This window comes from Lutibaculum baratangense AMV1 (assembly GCF_000496075.1).
In the GTDB taxonomy this organism is placed as follows: domain Bacteria; phylum Pseudomonadota; class Alphaproteobacteria; order Rhizobiales; family Tepidamorphaceae; genus Lutibaculum; species Lutibaculum baratangense.
Map to the genome: position 1 here is coordinate 350,515 of NZ_AWXZ01000040.1, position 22,736 is coordinate 373,250.

A 22,736-nucleotide genomic window follows, 5' to 3' on the forward strand; every position below is an offset into this window, starting at 1 on the left:
AGTACTTGGCTTCTGGCATCGCGCGACCGCTTACCACAGAGCCTTTGCGCGGGGGAGCGTCCATGTCGGGCGGCGCGTGGCGGCGTCCTTCTTCCGGACGAGATTGCGGTGCACAGGCCTTGCATATGGAGCAGGCGGCGGGAGCCGTGCTAGGGCGTGAGACCGGACGACAGGGAAGAAGCGACGAAGCATGCGTGGAAGTGTCCTGGGCTATGATGCCGGAGCCGGGGTCAGCGTCGTGCGGGGCGAGGACGGCAGGCGGTATGCGTTCGCGCCCACCGCCTGGCGGGAGCAGCGTCCGCCGCGCAAGGGCGACCTCGTCGACTTCGAGCCGGCCGGCGCCCGCGCCGAGATGGTGTTCCTGCTCACTCCGCCGAAAGACAAGGAGAGGGCGGGGCCGGACCAGGGCTCGCTCCTTGCGCGGGCGAGCCGCCAGCCGACGGTGCGGGCGTTGCTCGATCGGCCGGTGATCCTCGCGGCGCTGCTCGTCCTGCTGGCCGGGCTGGCGGGCGTCTACCGCATGGGCGACGAGAGCGTGTCGCTCTACCAGGTGCCGGACGTGATCGCCGGCTTCGCCAGGGCCTTCGACGCGCTGGGGGCGGATGCGGGGAGAGGCGCGGACGGCACGGTGCTCGCGTTGCGGGCCCTGGCGGTCGTGCTGCTTGCTCTCTACGCGGTGCCGCTGGCGGCGGCCGGGGCGCTGTGGCGCGAGCTGTCCGGCCGACCCTCGGGCGCCTGGGGACGCTATGGCGGACTGGCCGCCATGGTGCTTCCGTTCCTGCTCCCGCTCATCGTCATCGTGGCGACGCGGCTGACGCTGCCGGAGGTCGACCGGACCGGCCTCAGGCTCGGCGGCGGCGGCATCGCGGTGCCGCCCGAGGCCTTCGACGTGCTCCAGTTCTACGGGATGGGCACCTTCCTGCTGCTCTTCGCCGGGCTCGGCCTCTGGGCGAGCGCGACGGGCCGCTTCAATCCCCTGGCGGAGCCCCGGCCGGCCGCCGCTGCCGGCGGAGCGCCGGTGCTGCGGGATGGGCCGGCGAGTTTCGGGCCACCCTCGGTGCGCAAGCAGAGCGAGACCGAGGAGGCCTCCGAGATGGTGCTGCCCTCGGCATTGCAGCGGCGGCAGCAATCCGCCCGGATGGTGCGCGATGAGGCGGAGCCGGAGGAGGCTCCCGTCGCGCCGGCGGCCACGCCTGCCAGACCGGAGGCACGGGCGCGGCACGAGCCCGCTCCGGCGCCGCCGCACGAGCCTGCCCCGGCGCCGGAGCGTGCCTCCGGTCGAGACGCCCTGCCTTCGGCGGAGGAGGCATACAGCTTCGACGAGCAGCCGAAGACGGCGGCGCCGGTGGAGCCGGAAGATGCGCGCAGCTTCGCCGAGGAGATGGAGGACCCCACCCTGCGCCGCTACGTGCCGAGCCAGTCCTACGGCAGCCAGGAGGCGGAAGAGCCCTCGCGGCGCGCGCCGGTGCAGGACCGCCGCCGCGGCCAGAGCGACGATCTGGACGAGCTGGCGCTGCTCGCGGACGACCTGCGCAGCGCGCTGGAGGAGGAGATGGGGCGCGGCGGCTTCGGCGCGGGGAGCAGGCCCGTGCCGCCGGCCCGCGAGGGGGAGCGCCGCCCGCGCCCGAACCCACCACAGCGTCCCGGGCGCCGGCAGGGCGAGCCGGGAGCGGACGGGGAAGGCGGCTAGGCCGCGAGCCGATCTCGGCCCGGCATCCGGCGCGTGCCGGATCGATGTTCCGGCGATCGGCTGGCGCGAGACCGGTGGCGGCGTTAGATCACTGCGGTAAGGCTTCGGCCCACGACTTGATGCGAGGAGACGATCGATGGACGCTTGGAGCAGCATCTCGAGACTGAAGGACGCGAGCCTTCTCAAGAGCCAGTGCTACGTGAACGGCCGATGGGTGGGCGAGGGCGAGATCGCCGTCACGAACCCGGCGACCGGCGAGACGCTGGCGAGCGTGCCGCGTTTCGGGGGCGCCGAGGCGCGCGAGGCCATCGAAGCGGCCGAGAAGGCCTTCAAACCGTGGGCGAAGAAGACCGCCAAGGAGCGCTCGAAGATCCTGCGCCGGTGGTACGAGCTCATGATGGAGAACAAGGAGGACCTCGCCTTCATCATGACGTCGGAGCAGGGCAAGCCCCTGACCGAATCGCGCGGCGAGATCGACTATGCCGCGAACTTCGTCGAGTTCTTCGCCGAGGAGGCCAAGCGCATCTACGGCGACACGATCCCGAGCCACAAGGCGGATGCCCGGATCGTCGTCGGCAAGCAGCCGATCGGCGTGACCTGCGCCATCACGCCCTGGAACTTCCCGGCCGCGATGATCACCCGGAAGGCCGGGCCGGCGCTGGCGGCGGGCTGCACCATGGTGGTGAAGCCGGCGACTGAGACGCCGCTGACGGCGCTCGCGCTGGCGGAGCTCGCCCATCGGGCCGGGATCCCCGAGGGCGTGTTCAGCGTCATCACCGGCAAGTCGAGCGAGATCGGCGCCGAGATGACCTCGAACCCGATCGTCAAGCTCATCACCTTCACGGGCTCGACGGAGGTCGGCAAGAAGCTGATGGAGCAGTCGGCCTCCACCGTGAAAAAGGTCGCGCTCGAGCTCGGCGGCAACGCCCCCTTCCTCGTCTTCGACGACGCCGACCTGGACGCGGCCGTGCAGGGGGCGATCGCGTCCAAGTTCCGCAACATGGGCCAGACTTGCGTCTGTGCGAACCGCATCTACGTGCAGTCGGGCGTCTACGAGGCCTTCGCGGGCAAGCTCGCCGAGGCGGTGAAGAAGCTGAAGGTCGGCGACGGCGCGCAGGAGGACGTCCAGCAGGGCCCGCTGATCAACGAGGACGCGGTGAAGAAGGTCGAGGAGCACATCTCCGATGCGACGTCGAAGGGCGCGAAGGTCGTGCTCGGCGGCAAGCGCAGCGATCTCGGGCACAGCTTCTTCCAGCCGACCGTTCTGACGGACGTGACGCCGGAGATGGTGGTGACGCGGGAGGAGACCTTCGGGCCGGTCGCGCCGCTCTTCCGCTTCGAGACCGAGGAGGAGGCGATCGAGCTCGCGAATGCGACGCAGTTCGGGCTCGCATCGTATTTCTATTCGCGCGACATCGGCCGCTGCTGGCGCGTCGCCGAGGCGCTCGAATACGGCATCGTCGGCATCAACGAGGGGCTCATCTCCACCGAGGTCGCCCCGTTCGGCGGCGTGAAGGAGAGCGGCATCGGCCGCGAGGGATCCCATTACGGCATGGATGAGTTCGTCGAGGTGAAGTACATGCTCATGGGCGGCCTCGACCGCTGAACAAGGAAAACCTCTTGTCGGATGAATTGAAGCGGAGGGCGGCGAAGCGCGCCCTCCAGGCCGTGCGGCCCGGCATGAAGCTCGGCCTCGGCACCGGATCGACCGCCGAGCACTTCGTGCGCCTGCTCGGAGAGCGGATCGCGGCGGAAAGCCTCGAAGTGGTCTGCGTTCCGACCTCGGAGGCGACCCGCAACCTCGCCCAGGAGGTGGGGGTGCCGATCACCACGCTCGAACACGAGCCGGCGCTCGACCTCACGGTCGACGGCGCGGACGAGATCGACAGCCAGCTCCGCCTGATCAAGGGCGGCGGCGGGGCGCTGCTGCGCGAGAAGATCGTCGCCTCGGCCTCGACCCGGATGATCGTGATCGCCGACGAGAGCAAGCATGTCGGGACGCTCGGCAGGTTCCCCCTGCCGGTCGAGGTCGTGCCGTTCGGCCTCGCGGCCACCCGCCGCGCAATCGTGTCGCTCCTCGGGGCCCGGGGCTTGAGCACGTCGCTCGAACTCAGGCAGAAGGGCAACGATCCCTTCGTGACGGACAATGGCAACTACATCTTCGACCTGAAGCTCGGGGCCATCGACGAGCCGGAACGGCTCGCGGCGGACCTGTCGAAGATTCCGGGCGTCGTCGAGCACGGCCTGTTCATCGGCCTCTGCTCCGGAGCCGTCATCGCGGCTCCAGACGGCGAAGAGATCCTCGGTCAGCTCTGACCGGGCGTTCTGCAGGCAAGATTTGGGGGGCAGAGGCCATGAGTGGCCACGACTACGATCTCTTCGTCATCGGGGGAGGCTCCGGCGGCGTGCGGGCGGCGCGGGTCGCCGCGCAGACCGGGGCGAAGGTCGCCATCGCCGAGCGCTACCGGTTCGGCGGCACCTGCGTCATCCGCGGCTGCGTGCCGAAGAAGCTCCTCGTGCTGGCGAGCCGGTTTCCCGATCACTTTGACGACTCCGCGTCCTATGGCTGGACCCTCGGCGAGCGCTCGTTCGACTGGAACACGCTGATCGCCAACAAGGACAAGGAGATCGCCCGGCTCGAGGGGCTCTACAAGGGCAATCTCGAGAAGGCGGGGGTGGAGACCTTCAACACGCGGGCGGAGCTGACGGGGCCGAACGCGGTGAGGCTTCCAGACCTCGACCGCGAGATCACGGCGGGGCACATCCTGATCGCCACGGGCGGCCGGCCCTATCTCGATCGCACGATCCCCGGCATCGAGCACGCCATCACCTCCGACGACGCATTCCATCTCGAACGGTTTCCTAAGCGGATCGTGATCGTCGGCGGCGGCTATATCGGCGTGGAGTTCGCCTCGATCTTCAACGGGCTCGGCGCCGAGGTCACGCTCGTGCACCGGGGCGACCTCATACTCAGAGGGTTCGACCACGACCTGAGGAAGGGGGTGCAGGACGCGATGCGCGAGCGCGGCGTGGACGTGCGCTGCGGCGAGAACGTGGTGGCGGTCGAGAAGCTTCGGGACGGGCTCCGCGCCACGCTGAAGGGTGGGGAACGCGTCTCGGCCGACCAGGTCATGTTCGCGATCGGGCGCGTGCCGAACATCGAGGGGCTGCACGTGGAGGAGCGCGGGATCGCCTGCGGCCCGCGCGGCCAGATCATGGTCGACAACTACAGCCAGACCTCGATCCCTTCGATCTACGCGATCGGCGACGTGACCGACCGGCTGGCGCTGACCCCGGTTGCGATCCGCGAGGGCATGGCCTTCGTCGAGACGGTGTTCAGGAACAACCCGACGGACGCTCGACACGAGCTCGTGCCGACGGCGGTGTTCACGACGCCCGAGATGGCGTCGGTCGGCCTGACGGAGGAGGACGCGCGCAAGCGCTGCTCGCGCCTCGACATCTACAAGGCGAGCTTCCGGCCGCTGCCGCAGACGCTGACGCCGCGGACGGAACGCATGACGATGAAGATCCTCGTCGACGGGACGAACGACCAGCTCGTCGGCATCCACATTCTCGGGCCGGAGGCGGCCGAGATGATCCAGATTCTCGGCGTGCTCGTCCGCATGGGCGCGACGAAGGCGGACCTCGACCGGACGGTCGCCGTTCACCCCACGGCCGCCGAGGAGCTCGTGACGATGCGCGAGCCGGTGGAGCGGGTGGGGGCAGGCTGAGGGAGCCCGCCCCGGCCCACGCGCGGCCGCCGCCTGACAGCGAAAGGGCGTTAGCGAGATGCTGAACGAGGCGCTGCATTGGATCACAATGCTGATCGAGATCGCCGGCGTCGCCGTGATCGTGACCGGCACCGCCGCGGCGACCGCCCGATATGTGAGGGACTGGCTCGGCGGGGACGGCGACGAGGCCTACCGCGCCTTCCGGTCCGGGCTCGGGCGGGCGATCCTGCTCGGGCTCGAGTTTCTCGTGGCCGCTGACATCATCAACACCGTCGCGATCGAGCCCTCGCTCGACAGCGTGCTCGTACTCGGCGGGATCGTTCTCATCAGAACGTTCCTTAGCTTCTCGCTGGAAGTGGAGATCGACGGGCGGTGGCCCTGGCAGGCCAAGGCCCGGGAGGAAGCGAAGACGAGCGGAGCGCCGGGATGATCCCCTGGATTCACCACGAGACGACGCAGGTGCCGGGAGGCGACGAGCTGAAGCTCATGCAGCGCGGCTCGGAGTTCTCGATCAGGCTTGGCCGCACGGAGCTCATGAACAGCCGGCTGAGCGGCTCCGAGGAGGCCCTGGCCACGAGGGCGTGGGAGAAGATCTCCGATTGCCGGAACCCGGCAGTGCTGATCGGCGGGCTCGGCATGGGCTTCACGCTGAAGGCGGCGCTCGACGTGCTCCCGGACGACGCGCGGGTCGTCGTGGCCGAGCTCGTGCCGGCGGTCGTGCGCTGGGCGAAGGGGCCGATGGCCGAGATCTTCGGCGGCAGCCTCGAGGACCCACGGGTGGAGATCCGGGTCGACGATGTCGGCGAGATCATGCGGCGCGACCGCAAGACCTACGACGCGATCCTGCTCGACGTCGACAACGGCCCCGAAGGACTGACGCGGGAGGCGAATGACGGGCTTTACGGGATGGCCGGGCTCGGCATCGCGAAGGCGGCGCTGAAGCCCGGCGGCGTGCTCGCGATCTGGTCGTGCTTCCCAGACGACCGCTTCGCAGGCCGCCTCGCCAAGACGGGCTTCGAGATCGAGGAGATCCGGGTCCGCGCACATCGCGGCAAGAAGGGCGCGCGCCACGTCATCTGGCTCGCGACCGCCTGAAGGTCCTGACCTTCGCGCGCCATCCTGAGAAGATGGCGGGCCATGCCGGCCGATTCGTCTGGGAGATCCGGGCCTGGAAACGTCTCTTTATCATCCCGTCAAAGCCTACCTCGAGGAGCTCGGCTTCGCCGTGAAGGGCGAGATCGGCGGCTGCGACCTGCTCGCCGTGAGGGAGGGAGAGGCGCCGCTCGTGGTCATCTGCGAGCTGAAGATGAGCTTCAACCTCGAACTCGTGCTCCAGGCGGTCGACCGAGCCGCGGCCAGCGACGAGGTCTGGCTTGCTGCGCGCCTGTCGAAGAGGGGGAAGGGCCGCGAGGGCGACGCACGATTCCGCAATCTCTGCCGCCGTCTGGGCTTCGGCATGCTCGGCGTCTCCGAAGGGGGCCAGGTGGAGGTTATCGTCAGTCCCGCCGCACCCATGCCACCGCGCAACCGCAGGCGGCGGTCGCGGCTCGTGGAGGAGCACCGCAGGCGGCAGGGCGACCCGGCGGTGGGGGGCGGCTCGCGGCGACCCGTGATGACGGCCTACCGGCAGCAGGCGCTGGTCTGCGCGGCGCGTCTGGCGGACGGGCCGAAGCGCCCGCGCGACCTGAAGGCCGAGGCGCCGGACGCCGCGAAGATCCTCGCGCGCAACGTCTATGGCTGGTTCGAACGGACCGAGCGCGGCGTCTATGCGATCACGCCGGAGGGCCACCGGGCGCTTGCGCGCTGGCCGCAGCCGGTGCCCGCTCGCGAGCCCCGCGACGTCGTCGATCCGGATCCCGACGAGGCCCCGGAGGAGGCTGCCCGCGACGCCTTCCCCCGGTGAAGAGCTCTTTAGTCCGGCATCTTCTCGTCTATGCGCTTCTGGAAGGAGGCGCCGGTGACGACGACGCGCTCGTGGCGGCCCTCGCCGATGATCTCCATGGCGTCGCGCGCCGTGACCTCGAAGACGAGCTTGCGACCGTCGACCTCGACGAGCTCGGCGACCGCCTCGACCTTCATCCCGACGGGGGTCGCGGCGATGTGGGAGGCGTCCATGCGCGTGCCGAGCGACTGCTTGCCCTCGGGCAGGAGATGCTCGACGGCCGCGAGGGCGGCTTCCTCCATCAGGCCGATCATCACGGGGGTGGCGAGCACGTGGACGTGGCCGGAGCCGACACGCGGCGCCGTGTCGTTCGTGCCGACCACCATCTTCGCGCGGCCGGTGAGGCCTGGCTTCAACTGGTCCATTCGCTCTCGCTTCGTCTTTAGGATACGGCGTGGGATATCGGGCAGGCGGATTCTACTAGCACTTCCCGCGCGGATTCGCAGGGGCGCCGACGGCGGGCCGCCTCAGAGGTCCTGCTCCGGCCAGACGCGCAGGACCGTCGGCTCGCTGAGCGCGTCCCGCCCGGCCCGCAGGACGATTTCGATGTCGACCGGCTCGGGCCCCCGCGAGAACAGGTCGAACTGCAGGCGCCATCCGTCGTCCCTGTTCTCTATGCGGGTGAGGCTCGGTTGGAAGGCGAAGCCGCGGGAGATCTGAAGCCGCGCGCTGGCCCATCGCGGATCGCGGCCGGCGAGCGAACCGCCGACGAAGTCGGCGATCACCTTGTGCTCGAGCCGCGGCGGGGTCGCGCCGTCGTTGCGGCGGGGCGGGCCGAGGCGGAAATCGCGCAGGCGTGCATCGCGCGTCTCCGGCTCCTCGCCGCTCCAGTGGAGGCGGTAGCGGAAGTGGAAGTCGCTGCCAGCCGTCGCGGGCGCGGACGGCACGAAGAAGGCGACGATGTTGTCGCCGTATTCCACGCGCGTCGGCAACTCGACGAGCTGCACCTCGCCCGCCTCGAAGCCGCTGACCGGCTCGACCCACAGGTTCGGCCTGCGCTCGAAGGCTTCCCGGTCCTGGTAGTGATCGTAGTTGCGGTCGCGCTGCATCAGGCCGAAGCCCGAGTTCCGCGGCAGCGGGAACGAGACGACGGAGACCTCCGGCGGGTTCGTGAGCGGCCGCCAGAGATGGGCGCCCTGGCCGGTGCGCACGAGGAGCCCGTCGGAATCGTGGACCTCCGGCCGCCAGTCGCCCGGCGCCCAGCGCTTCTCCTGCGAGTACCAGTACATGCTCGTGAGCGGCGCGACGCCGAAGCGGCGGACGTCCTCACGCAGGAAGACGCGCGCCGTGACGTCCATGACGACGTTCGGGAAGTGGCGCACCTCGAAGCGGAACGCGCCGGTCACGCTCGGGCCGTCGAGCAGCGCGTAGATCGTCATCAGGCCGCCGGACATCTCGGAGATCCAGAACTCCGTGAAGTCCGGGAACTCCTCGTCGCCGTCCGCACCGATCGCCGTGTCGACCGCGATGCCGCGCGCCGAGATGCCGTACTGCTTGAGGTCGCCCGAGGAGCGGAAATAGGAGGCGCCGAGAAAGACGAGCCAGTCGCCGGCCTGGCCGCCGCCGATCCACGGCTCGTGCACCCGGAAACCCGCGAAGCCGGCGCCCGGCGGCATGTCGTCGGCCGGGTGCCCCTCGGGGTAGGAGAAATACTCGTGGCGGTAGAGGAGCTCGTGCGCCATGCCGTCTTCGAGGCGATTGAGCCGCACCGGCTTGCGGAAAAGCTCGCCGAGATGGAAGGCCGTGACGATCCCGTCGCGGTCGGGCGCGACGAACATGCCGCCTCCGACCGGCTGGTAGATCGCGTGGTGCTGTTCGTAGCCGATGCGGGCGAGTATCTCCGGCGCCGGATCGACGGCCGGCGCATAGGGCTCCTCCCGCATGCGGCGGGCCCGGGCGAGGAGGTCGGACCAGCTGAAGGGAACGGGATCGGCGAAGACGAGCGGAGCAGCCCCCGGGGTGCGCTGCGGCGCTGCCGCCCGCGCCGGGCGGACGAGGGCGGCGGCCGCCATCAGGCCCATCAGGTGTCGTCTCGTGAGCAAGGCAGATCCCCATGAAAGCGTGCGAAACCCGGCGCGAGAAGACTCCGTGGCCGCGGCACGGGACCGGGAAAGACGGCATCCCGCGGGATCTGCAACGCGGACGAAGAAGGCCCGTTCCCGCCGTCGAGGCGGCCCGGGCGCGAGACGATCAGGCAGGGCTGCGGGCGCGGGAGGAGCAGGAGGCCACCGTCTCCTGGACGAGATGGTCGACCACGGCCCTCAGCGCCTCGTGCTGGTCGGCGCCGTCGGCGCGCGCCGCGTGGAAGATCCTGATCTGCCGGTCGGCGGAGCTGCCGTCGGCGGGGATGCGGCGCGCATGCTCGACCTCGCCGAGGCAGCCGAAATGCTCCGCATCCTCGCGGACGAGGTCGATGATCTCCTCGAGGAGCTCGGGGTAGGGGACGAGGGCCTTGCGACCGAAATCCGCAAGCTCGCCGGTGGGGCCGTGCTTCTGGGCGAGCCACCGGTTCTCCTCCACGAGGACCCGCGGATAGGCCCGCCAGCGCTGGTTGCGAAGGCGCAGGCGCCACAGCATGCGACAAAGACACTGAAAGAGCGCGGCGATGGCGATCGCGTCGTCGAGCCTCGTGCAGCAGTCGGTGATCCGCATCTCGAGCGTCGGGAAGCGGTGGGACGGCCGCATGTCCCACCACACCTTCGTGGGATCATCGACGAGGCCCGTCTCGACGAGCGCTTCGATCGTGTGGCGGTAGTCGCGCTCGCTGCCGAAGGCGTCCGGCAGCCCGGTGCGCGGCATCTCGCTGAAGACGGAGAGGCGGTACGACTTGAGGCCGGTCTCGTGGCCCTGCCAGAAGGGAGACGAGGCCGACAGCGCGAGGAGGTGCGGCAGGAAGTAGACCGCCTGGCCGAAGATGTCGTGGCGCAGCGCCTCGTCCTCGATGCCTACATGCACATGCATGCCGCAGATCAGCATGCGGCGGATGATGATCTGCATGTCGCGGGCCAGCGCGTGGTAGCGCTCCTTGTCGGTGTGCTGCTGGCTCGCCCACTGCGCGAAGGGGTGGGTCGAGACGGCGATCGGCGCGAGCCCGTGCTCGCCGGCCAGGCGGGCGATCGTGCCGCGCAGATGGGACAGATGCGCGCGCGCCTCGGCCGCGTTGCCGCAGACCGGCGTGCCGACCTCGATCTGGCAGCGCAGGAATTCCGGCGCCACCCGTTTCGGCAGCGCCGCCTCGCAGGCCGCCATGAAGGACTTCGGCGGGTCGGGGCAGAGGTCGCGCGTCTTCAAGTCGACGAGGAGGTATTCCTCCTCCACGCCGAGGGTGAAGGCCGGAACCTCAGCAGCCATCGCCTCGCCCCCGCAACCCTCGACGGACCTCGTGATCGAACCCTGAGCGCATCTCTCATTCCTGCCGGTGCGCCGCGCGTGGTGCACGGCGCGTGTAGAAGAGGATGCGCGAAGGCAGGCCGTGGTTCCACCCGCGAGGCTCAGGGCGACGCCCACTCCTTGTCTTCCGTCGGCGTGATCTCCGGCTGCGCTTCCGGCAGGAACGCCTCGACCTCGACCGTCGCGGGGTGCGGAGGGGGCTCCTCGATCACGGCGGCAATGGGCTCCGGCTCGGCCGGCGCGGCCTCCGGCTCGATCACCACCGTGTCCGCCTCGAGATCGGACAGCGTGACGGCGCGCGGGTCGAGCTCGGTGATGCCGGGCGAGGTCCTCGGCACGGCGACGAAGGGCTCGCGCTCCTCCGGCGGCGGCGCCTCGCGCCGGTTGAGGCGCACGATCGTGAAGGCGAACATCGCCAGATGGGCCACCGCCGTGAGGACGAAGATGGTGCCGACCGGCAGCTCGCGGATGAGGAAGCCTGCCGCGAACGGGCCGGTGATCGCGCCGAGGGTGTAGACCAGTAGCAGGCCCGTCGAGACCTGCACCATCTCGCGCGGGGTTGCGAAATCCGCGGCATGCGCGGAGCACAGCGAGTAGATGGGCATGGCGCCCGCGCCGAAGAGGAAGGCGAAACCGTAGAGCGCAAGGCGGGAGTCGCCCGCGAAGAAGGCAAGCCCGATGCCGGCGATGGCGGCGGCCGCACAGCACAGCAGGATCACGATGCGCCGGTCGATCCGGTCGGACAGCCGTCCCGCCGGCCAGAGCGCGACGACCGCCCCCAGGATCGAGGCGGTGACGAAGGTGCCGACGCCGGCGGCGCCGAGGCCCAGGGCGGTCGCGTAGACGGGGCCGAGCGTCCAGAACGTGCCGTTGGCGAGACCGACGGTGAGGACGCCGGCGGCGGCGACGGGCGAGAGCTTCAGGAGCCAGCGGACCCGGATCTCCGGCGATTCCGGTATGGGCGGCGAGGCCGAGGCGGTGAGCGCGACCGGAAGCGCGGCAAGCGAGATCAGGACCGCGCTGATGGCGAAGAGCTCGAAGCCGGTCGTCGGGTAGAGGCCGAGGAACTGCTGGCCCGCCGCCATGCCGGCGAAGGTGATCAGGTTGTAGAAGGCGAGGATCTGGCCGCGGATCGTGTTGTCGGACTTGTCGTTCAGCCAGCTCTCGATGATCGCGTAGGCGGCCGCGTAGCAGAAGCCGGTGATGCAGCGCAGGATGTTCCAGGTGATCGGTTCGATGACCAGCGCGTGCAGCACCGCGGCGGCCGTCGTCACGGCGGTGACGGCGCCGAAGGCGCGGATATGGCCGGTGCGGCGGATGAAGCGCGGCGCGACGAGGCAACCCACCGCCATGCCGAGGAAGTAGGACGAGCCGATCAGGCCGACGAAGATCGTGTCGAATCCGAAATTGGCCGCCGCCAGCGGGATGAGCGTGCTCTGAAGACCCGATCCGGTGAGCAGGATGAGCACCGAGATCATCAGAGCCGCGATGGATGCGATGGCTGACCGCATGTTCGCCCTAACCGTAACTTTCCTACACGCGCCTCAGCCCAGACCGCCGAGAACGGCTCCGACGACGTAGGCGACCGAGGCGGCCGTCATGCCGACCAGGAACGTCTCCAGGCCAGACGCCCACCAGGACCTCACCGACCAGCGGCTCTTCACCGAGCCGACAAGGAAGAAGGTCAGGCCCGTGGCGAGCGCCGCAATCTCAGCCGCGCGTGGCAGAGCTAGGGCGAATGGCAGGAGGGGCAACGACCCGGCAAGGACGAAGGCGAGCATGGTGACCGCAGCCGCACGCCACGGCGAGCGCTGGACCGGCGACATGCCGTGCTCCTCCAGCATCATCGTGTCAATCCAGGTTTTCTCCCGCGCGGTCACCAATCGGACGATGTCGCGCAGGGATCTGCCCTCGAAACCCCTGGCGGCGTAGATCTGCCGGATCTCCTCGCGCTCCCCGTCGGGGGCCTCGGCGACGTGGCGCGCTTCCATTTCGCGCAGACGGGCGTATCCTTCCCGCTCGGCCTGGGTGCCGGAATAGTTGGCGGCGGCCATCGAGAAGCCGTCGGCCAGGAGGTTCGCGACGCCGAGGATGATGACCACGCGGGGGGAGAGCTCGGCGCCGATCGCCCCGGCGACGATCGCGAAGGTCGTGACGGCGCCGTCGATCGCGCCGTAGACCCAGTCGCGGACGTAGCTGACGCGGGGGCCCTCGGCGAGTCGGCGTGCGATGGCCTGGGGCGAGTGGTCGTGCTCGAGCCTGGGCATCGGGGTTCCTGACGTAGAGGTAGCCCGGAAGTCTGGTCAAGCCGGGCAGCGGGTGTGTATAACCCGCCCGGACCCGGCGGGAACAGCACCGCCGACAAGGACACGAAGAAGAGTTGGAACGTCGAAATGGCTGAGCAGTGGAGACCCGATAGCTGGCGGAAGATGCCGATCGCGCAGGTCCCGGATTATCCGGACCCGGCGGCACTTCTCGAGGCGGAGGCCTCGCTCCAGCGATTTCCCCCGCTCGTCTTCGCCGGAGAGGCGCGCAAGCTGAAGAGCCAGCTCGCGAAGGTCGCGGCCGGAGAGAGCTTCCTCCTGCAGGGCGGCGACTGCGCCGAGAGCTTCGCCGAGCACGGCGCCGACAACATCCGCGACTTCTTCCGGGTCTTCCTCCAGATGTCCGTCGTGCTCACCTACGCGGCGGCCCTGCCCGTCGTGAAGGTCGGGCGCATCGCGGGCCAGTTCGCCAAGCCGCGCTCGGCCCCCACGGAGACCGTCGAGGGGGTGGAGCTGCCGAGCTACCGCGGCGACATCATCAACGGCCCGGATTTCACCTCGGATGCGCGCACGCCCGACCCGCACCGCCAGCTCCAGGCCTATCGCCAGTCGGCGGCGACGCTGAACCTCCTGCGCGCCTTCGCGCAGGGCGGCTACGCCAATCTCGAGCACGTCCACCAGTGGACCCTCGGCTTCGTCTCCGGCAGCCCGCAGGGGCACCGCTACCAGGAGATCGCCGACCGGATCTCGGAGGCGCTCGAGTTCATGCGCGCCTGCGGGGTGCACGCGGACGCGACGCCGCAGTTCCGCCAGACCGACTTCTTCACGAGCCACGAGGCGCTGCTTCTGGGCTACGAGCAGGCGCTGACGCGGGTCGATTCGACGAGCGGCGACTGGTACGCGACCTCCGGCCACATGGTCTGGATCGGCGACAGGACGCGCCAGCCCGACCACGCCCATGTCGAGTTCTGCCGCGGCATCAAGAACCCCCTCGGCCTCAAGTGCGGGCCCAGCATCGACGCCGACGGCCTTCTGAGGCTGCTCGACACGCTGAACCCCGACAACGAGCCGGGGCGGATGACGCTGATCTGCCGCTTCGGTGCCGACAAGGTGTTCGACAAGCTGCCGCAGCTCGTGCGCGCGGTGAAGCGCGAGGGCCGCTCCGTCGTGTGGTCGTGCGATCCGATGCACGGCAACACGGTGAAGGCGGGGACCGGCTACAAGACGCGGCCGTTCGACCGGATCCTGCAGGAGGTGCGCAACTTCTTCGCCGTGCACCAGGCGGAGGGGACGCATGCGGGCGGCGTGCACATCGAGATGACCGGCCGCAACGTGACGGAGTGCACCGGCGGCGCCGGCGGCCTCTCGGAGACGGATCTGTCGGCCCGCTACCACACCCATTGCGATCCGCGCCTGAACGCCGACCAGTCGCTCGAACTGTCCTTCCTCATCGCCGAGGGGCTGAAGGCCGAGCGCGAGAGCCGGTCGCGGCCGCTCCGCGTCGATTTCGCGGCCGGGATGGGAGCAGGGTTCTGACCGGCGGGGTCTGAGGGATGTCGCGAGGGCCGCGAACGGTGCCGAGCCGGACGGGCCGGTGCGCCTGCGGCTCCGTCACGTACACGGTGCGCGGGCCGCTGAGGACCGTGATCGCGTGCCATTGCGACTCCTGCCGCCGGCAGACCGGCCACCACGCCGCGGCCACGGCGGCGCCCGCGGAGATGATCCAGATCGAGGGCGAGGAGCACCTCGGGGAATGGCGCGCGACGGGCCGGGCGGTGCGCCGCTTCTGCCGGACCTGCGGATCGACCCTCTTCTGGCAGGCTGTGGGCGAGAACATGGTGTCGATCATGGCCGGCTCGCTCGACCTGCCGACCGGCCTCGAGATCTCCCATCACATCTTCGTCGCCGAGAAGGGCGACTATTACGAAATAACCGACGATCTGCCGGCCTTTCCCGGGGAATCAAAGCCCAGCTGAGGACGTTCCCGGTCCTTCCTTGACTTCCTCCTGCCGCCTCACCACATCGGCCCGGTCATGCCAGACGCCGTCATCCAGGTTTCCAACCTCACCAAGACCTATTCCGGGGGCTTCGAGGCGCTGAAGGGCGTCGACCTCCATATTCGGAAGGGCGAGATCTTCGCGCTCCTGGGACCGAACGGTGCCGGGAAGACGACGCTCATCTCCATCATCTGCGGCCTCGTGAACCCGAGCTCGGGCCAGGTTCTCGCGGGCGGCCACGACGTGGTGCGCGACTACCGGGCCGCGCGCTCGAAGATCGGTCTCGTGCCGCAGGAACTGACGACGGACGCCTTCGAGACGGTGTGGGCGACCGTCAGCTTCAGCCGTGGGCTCTTCGGCAAGCCGAAGAATCCAGACCACATCGAGAGGATCCTGAAGGCCCTGTCGCTCTGGTCGAAGCGGGATACCCGGATCAAGGAGCTGTCCGGGGGCATGAAGCGGCGTGTGCTGATCGCAAAGGCGCTGTCGCACGAGCCCGAGATCCTCTTCCTCGACGAGCCGACGGCCGGCGTCGACGTGGAGCTCCGGCGCGACATGTGGGACGTCGTGCGGCGACTGCGCGAGACGGGCGTGACGGTGATCCTGACGACCCACTATATCGAGGAGGCCGAGGAGATGGCCGACCGGGTCGGCGTGATCCGCGGCGGCGAGATCATCCTCGTGGAGGAGAAGGCCGAGCTGATGCGCAAGCTCGGGCAGAAGCGGCTGACGCTGCATCTGAACGAGCCGCTCGATGCCGTGCCGGTCTCGCTCGCGGCCTATGATCTCGAGCTGTCGTCCGACGGCATGGTGCTGACCTACAGCTATGACACCCAGGGCGAGCGCACCGGCATCACCCGGCTGATCGGCGACCTGCGGGAGGCGGGCATCCGGTTCCGCGACCTCGAGACGAAGCAGAGCACGCTCGAGGAGATCTTCGTGAGCCTCGTGAGGTCGCCATCATGAACCTGCATGCGATCCGCGCGATCTACGCCTTCGAGATGAACCGGGCCTTCCGGACGCTGCTGCAGAGCGTCGTGTCGCCGGTGATTTCGACCGTCCTCTACTTCGTCGTGTTCGGCGCGGCGATCGGCTCGCGCATCGAGGAGGTGAACGGCGTCAGCTACGGCGCGTTCATCGTGCCCGGCCTGATCATGCTGTCGCTCCTCACCCAGAGCGTCACCAACGCGGCGTTCGGCATCTACTTCCCGAGGTTCACGGGCACGATCTACGAGGTCCTGTCGGCGCCCGTCTCGTTCGTCGAGATCGTCATCGGCTACGTGGGGGCGGCGGCGACGAAGTCGCTCGGCCTCGGCCTCATCATCCTGGCGACGGCAGCGCTCTTCGTGCCGCTGCGGATCGAGCACCCGGTCGCGATGCTGGCGTTTCTCGTGCTGACGGCGATCACCTTCTCGCTCTTCGGCTTCATCATCGGCATCTGGGCGGACGGGTTCGAGAAGCTGCAGCTCGTGCCGCTCCTCATCATCACGCCGCTGACCTTTCTCGGCGGCAGCTTCTACTCGATCGACATGCTGCCGCCGTTCTGGCAGACGGTGACGCTGTTCAATCCCGTCGTCTACCTGATCTCCGGCTTCCGGTGGAGCTTCTACGGGGTCTCCGACGTCGATGTCGGCGTGAGCGTCGCGATGACCGGCGTGTTCCTCGCGATCTGCATCGGCATCATCTGGTGGATCTTCCGCACCGGCTACCGGTTGAGGACGTGAGGGGGGCGCCACGGTTCAGCAACTCGCCGATGGGCGCCCGACACGATATCCTCTCGGGGGAATTTCTCGTTGCAGAACACTCAACACCCGCACTAGACCACGCTCAGTCAGTGGGGGGACACGATGGACGGTAGGCGAGGCACGTTCTCGGAGTTTTCTGCGGCATGGCAGCGGCGAGATCTCGACCAGTGGATCGCGATAGCGGATCGCCTGGAGCGAAGCGACCCGTTCCTGTTCTCCTATGTTGCCGACATCGTCGCCCACTTTCGGACGGTCGCGGGCCGGGATGACCGTTCCGGCCGGGCCTGGCTGCGCAAGTTGCGGCGGCGCGTTCTGGCAGTTCCTCCAGAGCCATCGCTCGAACGGGCGCAGGCCGCGCTCGAGCAGCGGGCGACCTTCTTCGACAACTGGAGGCAGGAGGGAAACGACACCATAGCGGCGCTCCGCGGTTCGCGTTTGCCACTTGCTTCGGTTCGGCCACACGTCCGCAATCCTGCGAGCAGCTACGACGAGTTCTATGAGAACGACGACCGCAACACGAAGCCGGTGAGGCAGGAGACGAACGCCCACACCTCGTTTCGACCGGTCCAACTCCCTCCCAACATCAACCACTCCTTCCGGATTCCCCTTGCCCTGACCCACGTCGAGGTCTTGTTCGCACTCGCCGGCGCGCTGAATGGCAAGCCTTCGACGAGCTGGATCGACGTCGCGTGTGGCCCCGGGACGATCACCAACGGCGTGGACCCCGGGCGGTTTGGCGACGGGGAATGGGGCATCGTCGGGACAGACCTGCAGGCGGCGAAGATCGCCATCGCCAATGCACGCCGCACGCGAGGGCGGAGCTTCTTCGCGGAAGACGCGTTGCAGAGGCTGCGCGAGAGGCACGAAGCCGGCGAGCGCTTCGACATCATCTCCATGTTCGAGTTCCTCGAGCACCTCGAAGATCCGCTGGCGTTCCTGAAGCAAGTGGCGGCGTTCGAGCCCATGTTCGTGATCGCGGCCTCTCCCCGAGAGCAGGTGTTCAACCTTCCGTTCGACGCGGCTCCGGACGTCCAGCATCTGTGGTCCTTCAGCCGGGCGGGGTGGGAGAGGATGTTCGAGATAGCCGGGCTCACGCCCGTCTACGCGAGCGAGAGCCTCGTCGGGCACTATATCGGCGGGCTCGACTGGCTGACCATGATAGCTGGGCCGAAGGACGTCATGCGTCGTGTGCGGATGGACTATCGCAAGGCCGCCAGCTAGCGGTGGCGATGATCCAGATAGGCGCGGGGGACGGTGCCGACGGGGCTACGCACAGAGGCGCGTTGCGGCTGCGCCGGGCGAAAGGAGACCAGCACACGCCGCTGGGCGCTGCAACAGTCGAGTGGCTGTCCCGGCGGGATTCGAACCCGCACGCCCCTCCACGATGCCGGGTGCTCTTTCCGTTGAGCTACGGGACCATCCTCGAGTGTAGTCCTTCTTTGCGCCCGGGCCAGACGCGGCGTCGTTCTTTCCACAACTCCTGTGTCTCCGTGGCACGGCGGCCGCGGGGCAGGAGCGGCGGGTCTTTGCCCGACAAGGGAATTCTCCGCCCTCATTCGTTAACGAATGGTTGCCGGAGCCGCGCGTTTGCGGGTAGTCGGGCGGCATGAGCAAGGACCAGAGCCGCAGCGCCACGATTCTCTCGAGCGAGCCCCTCTACAGGGGGTTCGTGAAGCTCGACCTCCTGCGGATCGCGGTGTCCTCGCCGGCCGGTCGCGCGGTGATCGAGCGGGAGGTGCACAGCCACGGCCACGTCGCGGCCCTTCTGCCCGTCGATCCTCGACGGGGCCGGGCAACGCTCGTGCGGCAGTTCCGCACCGCGCCCTTCCTCGACGGGTCGGAGCCGTGGTGCCTCGAGATGCCGGCCGGCATCCTCGACGACCATTCCGCCCAGGCTTGCGCGGAGCGGGAGACGCAGGAGGAGACCGGCCTGGAGGTGCGGGACGTCGCGGGCCTCGGCCACGTCTGGACCTCACCCGGCGCCGTGCTCGAACGGGTGCATTTGTTCTGGGGCCTCTATGACGGGCCGCCGGCGGCGGAAACGGGCGGTCTGGACGAGGAATCCGAGATGATCGAGGTGGTCGAGCTTCCGCTCGCGAACATCCGGGAGATGTGTCTCGACGGCCGGATCGAGGACGCGAAGACGGTCGTGGCGGTGCTGCGCCTGATGGCGTCGCGGCCGGACCTCTTCGCCTGATCCAGGAATCACCGGCCATGACCGGCAGCCTCGCCATAGCCTGCGCGCAGCTGAACCCGACGGTCGGCGACCTCGCGGGCAACCTGGAGGCCGCGCGCGCGGCGCGTCGTGCGGCCGGGGCCCAGGGCGCCGAACTGGTGGTGCTCGGTGAGTTCTCTCTCTCCGGCGCGCCGCTCGAGGGATTGGCGCGCCAGCCCGATTTCCTCGACGCCTGCCGCGGCGCCGCCACGGCCCTCGCCGCCGACACGGCGGATGGCGGCCCGGCCGTGCTTTTCGGGGTGCCGTGGCGCGACGGCCCGCGGGTTTTCAGCGCCGCCTGCCTCGCCGAAGGCGGGGCGGTGTCGGCGGTGCAGCGCAAGGTGCTCCTGTCGAGCGCGGAGGAAGGGATCTTCGATCGCGGCGAGCTGCCGGGCCCGATCCGCTTCCGCGACGTGGCGATCGGCGTGCTGCTCGGCGACGATCTCGCGACCGAGGAGGTCGCGGAATGCCTCGAGGAAACCGGTGCGGAGCTTCTCGTCGCGCTGACGGCGTCGTCCTGGCATCCGGGGCGCCAGGACCAGAGGCTCAACGCGGCCGTCGCGCGCGTGACGGAGTCGGTCCTGCCGCTCGTCTGGACGAACCTCGTCGGCGGGCAGGACGAGCTCGTCTTCGACGGCGCCTCCTTCGGGCTGAACCGGGACGGCTCGCTCGCCTTCCAGATGGCCGCCTTCGCGGAAGGTGTGTCCCTCAGCCGGTGGCGGCGCTCCGGCGAGGCCTGGTCCTGCGGCGAAGGCGAACGGGCGGTGCTGGCGGAGGGAAACGACGCCCTCCGGCTCGCCTGCGTCCTCGGCCTGCGCGACTTCGTGCGCAAGAGCGGGGGGCAGCGCGCGCTCCTGCCGCTGGCGGACGATGCGGAGGCCCGTTTCGCCGCCGCGATGGCCGTCGAGGCCCTCGGGGCGGAGAACGTTAGCGGCTTCATCGCCAGAGGAAGCCGCGGGGTGCGCGCCCAGACGTCGGGTGCCGAGGCCTGGGCGGCGTCGCGCGGCGTGGCGGTCGAGGTGGTCGACCTCGCGGAGGCCTCGGCCGCGCTGGAGGCGGCGCTCGGCGTCAGCGCCTGTGGTGACGGGGATCAGGAGCCCCTGGTGGCCCTGGCGCTCGGGATCGCCGCCGCGCGCAGGGACGAGGTGCCGGTCACGGGCGTCAGCCGGACCCGGCTCCTGCTCGGGGCGACGGCGCCCGGAGCGCGGTTCAACCCGTTGAAGGGTCTCTATGCCGGCGAGGTCGCGAAGCTGGCGGGGTCCGATCCGGTTCTTGCACGGCTTCCGGCCCCCGGCTTGCCGAGCTGGGCCCCCACGGGGTTGCCTGACACGGTCCCGCTCGACGATATTCTCGCGGCGCTGTTCGAGCGAGGGCTGGGATGCGCAGAGGTCGCGGAAAGCGCCGGCGTCGAGCCGGCTGTGGTCCGGCAGGTGGCGGCCCGCCTGCTCGCGGCGGAGGGTACGAGGCGACAGGCGGCGCCGGGGCCGACTTTCGGGCGCCGCGGCGGTGCTTCAGATATGCGCCTTCCCATCGTCGACCGGTGGGGCGGCGCCAAAGAGAACAAAGACACATCGTGAGGGCTTAGCAGGTCATGTGCTCGTTCATCAGCTCCGCCGTCGTGGCGCTTCTGGCCGTCGGGCTCGTCATGGGTATCCTGACGACGCGGCGCTTCCGCCACCTCCGGGAAGCCTCGGGCCTGAGCAGCGAGGAGTTCAACCGGGCGAGCGCCGCGCTCTTCAAGGAGAACGCGTTCGGACCTGCCGCCGAAGGCGCGCGGGTGAGCCTCGTGAAGTCGGTGAAGCTGCAGAGCGCGACCTTCGTCCTCGCGACGGGCGGCATCGTCTACATCGTCTTCGTCTGCAACGCCGCCTGAGGACGGTCGAGCCTCATGACGGTCGTTCGCTTCGCGCCCTCGCCGACGGGGCTTCTCCACATCGGCAACGCGCGGACCGCGCTTCTGAACTGGCTCTTCGCGAAGGGCCGTGGCGGACGCTTCGTTCTGCGCCTCGACGACACGGACCAGGCCCGCAGCCGCGAGGAATATGCCGAGCAGATCATCGAGGACCTCGCCTGGCTCGGCATCGAGCCGGACCTCGTGGTTCGCCAGTCGGAGCGGCTGGATCGCTATGACGAGGCGGCCCGGAGGCTGCGTGGCGACGGCCGGCTCTATGGCTGCTACGAGACGCCGGACGAGCTGGAGCGGCGGCGGAAGCTGCGGCTCGCGCAGGGCCTGCCCCCGGTCTACGACCGCAGCGGACTGTCGCTCGGGCCCGAGGAGCGGGAGCGGCTCGCGGAGGAGGGGCGGCGGCCGCACTGGCGCTTCCTCCTGCGGGAGCGCCGCGTCGAATGGGACGATCTGTGCCGCGGGCCGCAGCACGTGGAGACGACGGCGCTTTCGGACCCGGTCCTCGTGCGCGAGGACGGGACGTATCTCTACACGCTGCCGAGCGTGGTCGACGACATCGACCTCGGCATCACCCACGTCATCCGTGGAGAGGACCACGTCACGAACACGGGCGTGCAGATCGAGCTCTTCGAGGCGCTGGGGAGCGTGCCGCCGGGCTTCGCCCACCACAATCTGCTGATCGCGGGAAGCGGCGAGGCTCTCTCGAAGCGGACTGGCGCCCTGTCGCTCAAGTCGCTGCGCGAGGCGGGCTACGAGCCCGCGGCCGTCGCGAGCCTCGCCGTGCTGCTCGGTTCGGCCGAGGCGGTCGAGGCACGGCCCGACCTCGCAAGCCTCGCGCGCGAGCTCGATCTCATGCGCCTCTCCCGCGCGCCGGCCCGTTTCGACGAGGCCGAGCTCGAGGGGCTGAACCGCAGCCTGATCCGCGAGATGGACTACAAGACCGCGAAGGCTCGCCTGGCAAGCGTGGGTGCCGATCTGGGCGAGCGGTTCTGGCTGGCGGTGCGCGGCAATCTCGACCGTGTCCGTGACGCGATCATCTGGCGAGACGTGATCGAGGGGCCCGTCGAGCCACCGCCGCCGGATCGGGAGTTTCTCGATGTCGCGGCACGCGAGCTGCCGCCGGAGCCGTGGGACGACGGAACCTGGTCGAGCTGGACCGGCGCCTTGAAGGCGCAGACCGGCCGCAAGGGAAAAGACCTGTTCATGCCACTGCGCCTCGCCCTGACAGGGCGGGAGCACGGGCCCGAGCTCAGGGCGTTCCTGCCCCTTCTCGGGCGGGAGCGGGTGGAGGCCCGGCTCCGGAAGAGGTGAAGGGCGAGCAAGGGCCTCAGCCGTCGTTGCGCGAGAGCCTCTCCGCCAGCTTCTCCGCCTGCTCGGTGATGGCCTCCAGGGCCCGCTCGAGAGCCTCCATGTCGTCCTCTCCGACTCCGTCGGCCAACCCCTCGGCGAACTCGGCCGCCAGAGGCACGATCCGCTCGTAGAGGGCGCGTCCTTGCGTCGTCAGGCTGAGATGGGCGACCCTCATGTCGACCTGGCTCACGCGGCGGCTGACGAGTCCGCGGCTCTCGAGCTCCGAGACCGTCCGGCTGACCTTCGTCTTGTGCATGCGGCCGCGCCGGACGATCTCGGTCGACGTCAGCGCGCCCAGTTCCCCGAGCAGGGCGAGGACACGCCACTCCGGGTTCGAGATTCCGAAGCGCTCGCCATAGATGCTGCTCAGTGCCTGGCTCACGTGGTCGGCGAGCAGCACGAGGCGGTAAGGAAGGAAGGACTCCAGCCCGAGCTGACGCGGCGAAGCGGATTTTTGCGCGGTCGATTTAGTCATGCGGTTCCGTTGTTCTCCGCAGCCGAGCCCC

General features: G+C 69.5%; 22 protein-coding genes and 1 pseudogene. 16 read left to right on the forward strand and 7 right to left on the reverse strand.

Features of this window, described 5'->3' with window-relative positions; all coding sequences use genetic code 11:
* Positions 1-190: 190 nt before the first annotated feature.
* From N177_RS19420 to N177_RS19450, 7 genes are all read left to right on the forward strand, one after another.
* Entirely contained in the window at positions 191-1,690 is a 1,500-nt protein-coding gene (locus N177_RS19420) for a hypothetical protein (protein ID WP_023434134.1), read from the forward strand.
* Positions 1,691-1,826: 136 nt separating this feature from the next.
* Positions 1,827-3,296, forward strand: a complete 1,470-nt coding sequence (locus tag N177_RS19425) for an NAD-dependent succinate-semialdehyde dehydrogenase (protein WP_023434135.1) — start codon at positions 1,827-1,829, stop codon at positions 3,294-3,296.
* A 14-nt stretch (positions 3,297-3,310) separates the two neighbouring features.
* Positions 3,311-4,006, forward strand: a complete 696-nt coding sequence (gene rpiA / locus N177_RS19430) for a ribose-5-phosphate isomerase RpiA (protein WP_023434136.1) — start codon at positions 3,311-3,313, stop codon at positions 4,004-4,006.
* A 38-nt stretch (positions 4,007-4,044) separates the two neighbouring features.
* Positions 4,045-5,421 carry a glutathione-disulfide reductase gene (gene gor, locus N177_RS19435; RefSeq protein ID WP_023434137.1) on the forward strand — a complete coding sequence of 459 codons (1,377 nt, stop codon included), beginning with the start codon at positions 4,045-4,047 and terminating at the stop codon, positions 5,419-5,421.
* 88 nt (positions 5,422-5,509) lie between these two features.
* Positions 5,510-5,851 carry a DUF1622 domain-containing protein gene (locus N177_RS19440; protein WP_040486278.1) on the forward strand — a complete coding sequence of 114 codons (342 nt, stop codon included), beginning with the start codon at positions 5,510-5,512 and terminating at the stop codon, positions 5,849-5,851.
* Positions 5,848-6,516: a spermidine synthase gene (locus N177_RS19445; RefSeq protein ID WP_023434139.1), complete on the forward strand. Its 669-nt coding sequence runs from the start codon at positions 5,848-5,850 to the stop codon at positions 6,514-6,516. The genes N177_RS19440 and N177_RS19445 overlap by 4 nt, the downstream gene beginning before the upstream one ends.
* Before the next feature lie 73 nt (positions 6,517-6,589).
* On the forward strand, positions 6,590-7,324 hold the full coding sequence (locus N177_RS19450; protein WP_051402485.1) for a DUF2161 domain-containing phosphodiesterase: 735 nt from the start codon (positions 6,590-6,592) through the stop codon (positions 7,322-7,324).
* 8 nt (positions 7,325-7,332) lie between these two features.
* Here the strand turns inward: N177_RS19450 and N177_RS19455 are convergent, their stop codons facing one another.
* From N177_RS19455 to N177_RS19475, 5 genes are all read right to left on the reverse strand, one after another.
* Positions 7,333-7,728: a thioesterase family protein gene (locus N177_RS19455; RefSeq protein WP_023434141.1), complete on the reverse strand. Its 396-nt coding sequence runs from the start codon at positions 7,726-7,728 to the stop codon at positions 7,333-7,335.
* A 102-nt stretch (positions 7,729-7,830) separates the two neighbouring features.
* Positions 7,831-9,405, reverse strand: a complete 1,575-nt coding sequence (locus N177_RS19460) for an OpgD/OpgG family glucan biosynthesis protein (protein WP_040486189.1) — start codon at positions 9,403-9,405, stop codon at positions 7,831-7,833.
* 148 nt (positions 9,406-9,553) lie between these two features.
* The gene (locus N177_RS19465; RefSeq protein WP_023434143.1) at positions 9,554-10,714 is read right to left on the reverse strand and encodes a carboxylate-amine ligase; all 1,161 of its coding nucleotides are present in this window, start codon (positions 10,712-10,714) and stop codon (positions 9,554-9,556) included.
* A gap of 140 nt (positions 10,715-10,854) precedes the next feature.
* Positions 10,855-12,264: an MFS transporter gene (locus N177_RS19470; protein WP_023434144.1), complete on the reverse strand. Its 1,410-nt coding sequence runs from the start codon at positions 12,262-12,264 to the stop codon at positions 10,855-10,857.
* A gap of 33 nt (positions 12,265-12,297) precedes the next feature.
* Entirely contained in the window at positions 12,298-13,020 is a 723-nt protein-coding gene (locus tag N177_RS19475; protein WP_023434145.1) for a VIT1/CCC1 transporter family protein, read from the reverse strand.
* Between the two features lie 126 nt (positions 13,021-13,146).
* On the opposite strand from N177_RS19475, the gene N177_RS19480 reads away from it, so the two are divergent.
* From N177_RS19480 to N177_RS19500, 5 genes are all read left to right on the forward strand, one after another.
* Positions 13,147-14,553 carry a class II 3-deoxy-7-phosphoheptulonate synthase gene (locus N177_RS19480; RefSeq protein WP_040486190.1) on the forward strand — a complete coding sequence of 469 codons (1,407 nt, stop codon included), beginning with the start codon at positions 13,147-13,149 and terminating at the stop codon, positions 14,551-14,553.
* 38 nt (positions 14,554-14,591) lie between these two features.
* Positions 14,592-14,993 carry a GFA family protein gene (locus tag N177_RS19485; protein WP_244444316.1) on the forward strand — a complete coding sequence of 134 codons (402 nt, stop codon included), beginning with the start codon at positions 14,592-14,594 and terminating at the stop codon, positions 14,991-14,993.
* Positions 14,994-15,050: 57 nt separating this feature from the next.
* Complete coding sequence (locus tag N177_RS19490) at positions 15,051-15,980, forward strand: ABC transporter ATP-binding protein (protein ID WP_023434148.1); 930 nt, start codon at positions 15,051-15,053, stop codon at positions 15,978-15,980.
* Positions 15,977-16,738: an ABC transporter permease gene (locus N177_RS19495; RefSeq protein WP_023434149.1), complete on the forward strand. Its 762-nt coding sequence runs from the start codon at positions 15,977-15,979 to the stop codon at positions 16,736-16,738. The genes N177_RS19490 and N177_RS19495 overlap by 4 nt, the downstream gene beginning before the upstream one ends.
* Positions 16,739-16,861: 123 nt before the next feature.
* On the forward strand, positions 16,862-17,980 hold the full coding sequence (locus N177_RS19500) for a methyltransferase domain-containing protein (protein ID WP_023434150.1): 1,119 nt from the start codon (positions 16,862-16,864) through the stop codon (positions 17,978-17,980).
* Positions 17,981-18,102: 122 nt separating this feature from the next.
* Here the strand turns inward: N177_RS19500 and N177_RS21490 are convergent.
* Positions 18,103-18,178, reverse strand: a pseudogene (locus N177_RS21490).
* A 187-nt stretch (positions 18,179-18,365) separates the two neighbouring features.
* On the opposite strand from N177_RS21490, the gene N177_RS19505 reads away from it, so the two are divergent.
* From N177_RS19505 to gltX, 4 genes are read left to right on the forward strand one after another with little or no spacing between them, the layout of a single operon-like run.
* Entirely contained in the window at positions 18,366-18,956 is a 591-nt protein-coding gene (locus N177_RS19505; protein WP_023434151.1) for an NUDIX domain-containing protein, read from the forward strand.
* 17 nt (positions 18,957-18,973) lie between these two features.
* Positions 18,974-20,551: a nitrilase-related carbon-nitrogen hydrolase gene (locus N177_RS19510; protein ID WP_023434152.1), complete on the forward strand. Its 1,578-nt coding sequence runs from the start codon at positions 18,974-18,976 to the stop codon at positions 20,549-20,551.
* Between the two features lie 14 nt (positions 20,552-20,565).
* On the forward strand, positions 20,566-20,847 hold the full coding sequence (locus tag N177_RS19515; protein ID WP_023434153.1) for a hypothetical protein: 282 nt from the start codon (positions 20,566-20,568) through the stop codon (positions 20,845-20,847).
* Between the two features lie 15 nt (positions 20,848-20,862).
* Entirely contained in the window at positions 20,863-22,191 is a 1,329-nt protein-coding gene (gene gltX, locus N177_RS19520; RefSeq protein WP_023434154.1) for a glutamate--tRNA ligase, read from the forward strand.
* Between the two features lie 16 nt (positions 22,192-22,207).
* On the opposite strand, the gene N177_RS19525 is transcribed toward gltX, so the two are convergent.
* Complete coding sequence (locus N177_RS19525) at positions 22,208-22,705, reverse strand: MarR family winged helix-turn-helix transcriptional regulator (protein WP_051402486.1); 498 nt, start codon at positions 22,703-22,705, stop codon at positions 22,208-22,210.
* Positions 22,706-22,736 lie beyond the last annotated feature (31 nt).

Excerpts from the sequence above, each read along its gene's own strand:
- N177_RS19420 (WP_023434134.1), top strand. The coding sequence starts at position 191 with ATGCGTGGAAGTGTCCTGGGCTATGATGCCGGAGCCGGGGTCAGCGTC.
- N177_RS19425 (WP_023434135.1), top strand. The coding sequence starts at position 1,827 with ATGGACGCTTGGAGCAGCATCTCGAGACTGAAGGACGCGAGCCTTCTC.
- gor (WP_023434137.1), top strand. The coding sequence starts at position 4,045 with ATGAGTGGCCACGACTACGATCTCTTCGTCATCGGGGGAGGCTCCGGC.
- N177_RS19440 (WP_040486278.1), top strand. The coding sequence starts at position 5,510 with ATGCTGATCGAGATCGCCGGCGTCGCCGTGATCGTGACCGGCACCGCC.
- N177_RS19445 (WP_023434139.1), top strand. The coding sequence starts at position 5,848 with ATGATCCCCTGGATTCACCACGAGACGACGCAGGTGCCGGGAGGCGAC.
- N177_RS19455 (WP_023434141.1), bottom strand. The coding sequence starts at position 7,728 with ATGGACCAGTTGAAGCCAGGCCTCACCGGCCGCGCGAAGATGGTGGTC.
- N177_RS19465 (WP_023434143.1), bottom strand. The coding sequence starts at position 10,714 with ATGGCTGCTGAGGTTCCGGCCTTCACCCTCGGCGTGGAGGAGGAATAC.
- N177_RS19470 (WP_023434144.1), bottom strand. The coding sequence starts at position 12,264 with ATGCGGTCAGCCATCGCATCCATCGCGGCTCTGATGATCTCGGTGCTC.
- N177_RS19475 (WP_023434145.1), bottom strand. The coding sequence starts at position 13,020 with ATGCCCAGGCTCGAGCACGACCACTCGCCCCAGGCCATCGCACGCCGA.
- N177_RS19480 (WP_040486190.1), top strand. The coding sequence starts at position 13,147 with ATGGCTGAGCAGTGGAGACCCGATAGCTGGCGGAAGATGCCGATCGCG.
- N177_RS19490 (WP_023434148.1), top strand. The coding sequence starts at position 15,051 with ATGCCAGACGCCGTCATCCAGGTTTCCAACCTCACCAAGACCTATTCC.
- N177_RS19495 (WP_023434149.1), top strand. The coding sequence starts at position 15,977 with ATGAACCTGCATGCGATCCGCGCGATCTACGCCTTCGAGATGAACCGG.
- N177_RS19500 (WP_023434150.1), top strand. The coding sequence starts at position 16,862 with ATGGACGGTAGGCGAGGCACGTTCTCGGAGTTTTCTGCGGCATGGCAG.
- N177_RS19505 (WP_023434151.1), top strand. The coding sequence starts at position 18,366 with ATGAGCAAGGACCAGAGCCGCAGCGCCACGATTCTCTCGAGCGAGCCC.
- N177_RS19510 (WP_023434152.1), top strand. The coding sequence starts at position 18,974 with ATGACCGGCAGCCTCGCCATAGCCTGCGCGCAGCTGAACCCGACGGTC.
- N177_RS19515 (WP_023434153.1), top strand. The coding sequence starts at position 20,566 with ATGTGCTCGTTCATCAGCTCCGCCGTCGTGGCGCTTCTGGCCGTCGGG.
- gltX (WP_023434154.1), top strand. The coding sequence starts at position 20,863 with ATGACGGTCGTTCGCTTCGCGCCCTCGCCGACGGGGCTTCTCCACATC.
- N177_RS19525 (WP_051402486.1), bottom strand. The coding sequence starts at position 22,705 with ATGACTAAATCGACCGCGCAAAAATCCGCTTCGCCGCGTCAGCTCGGG.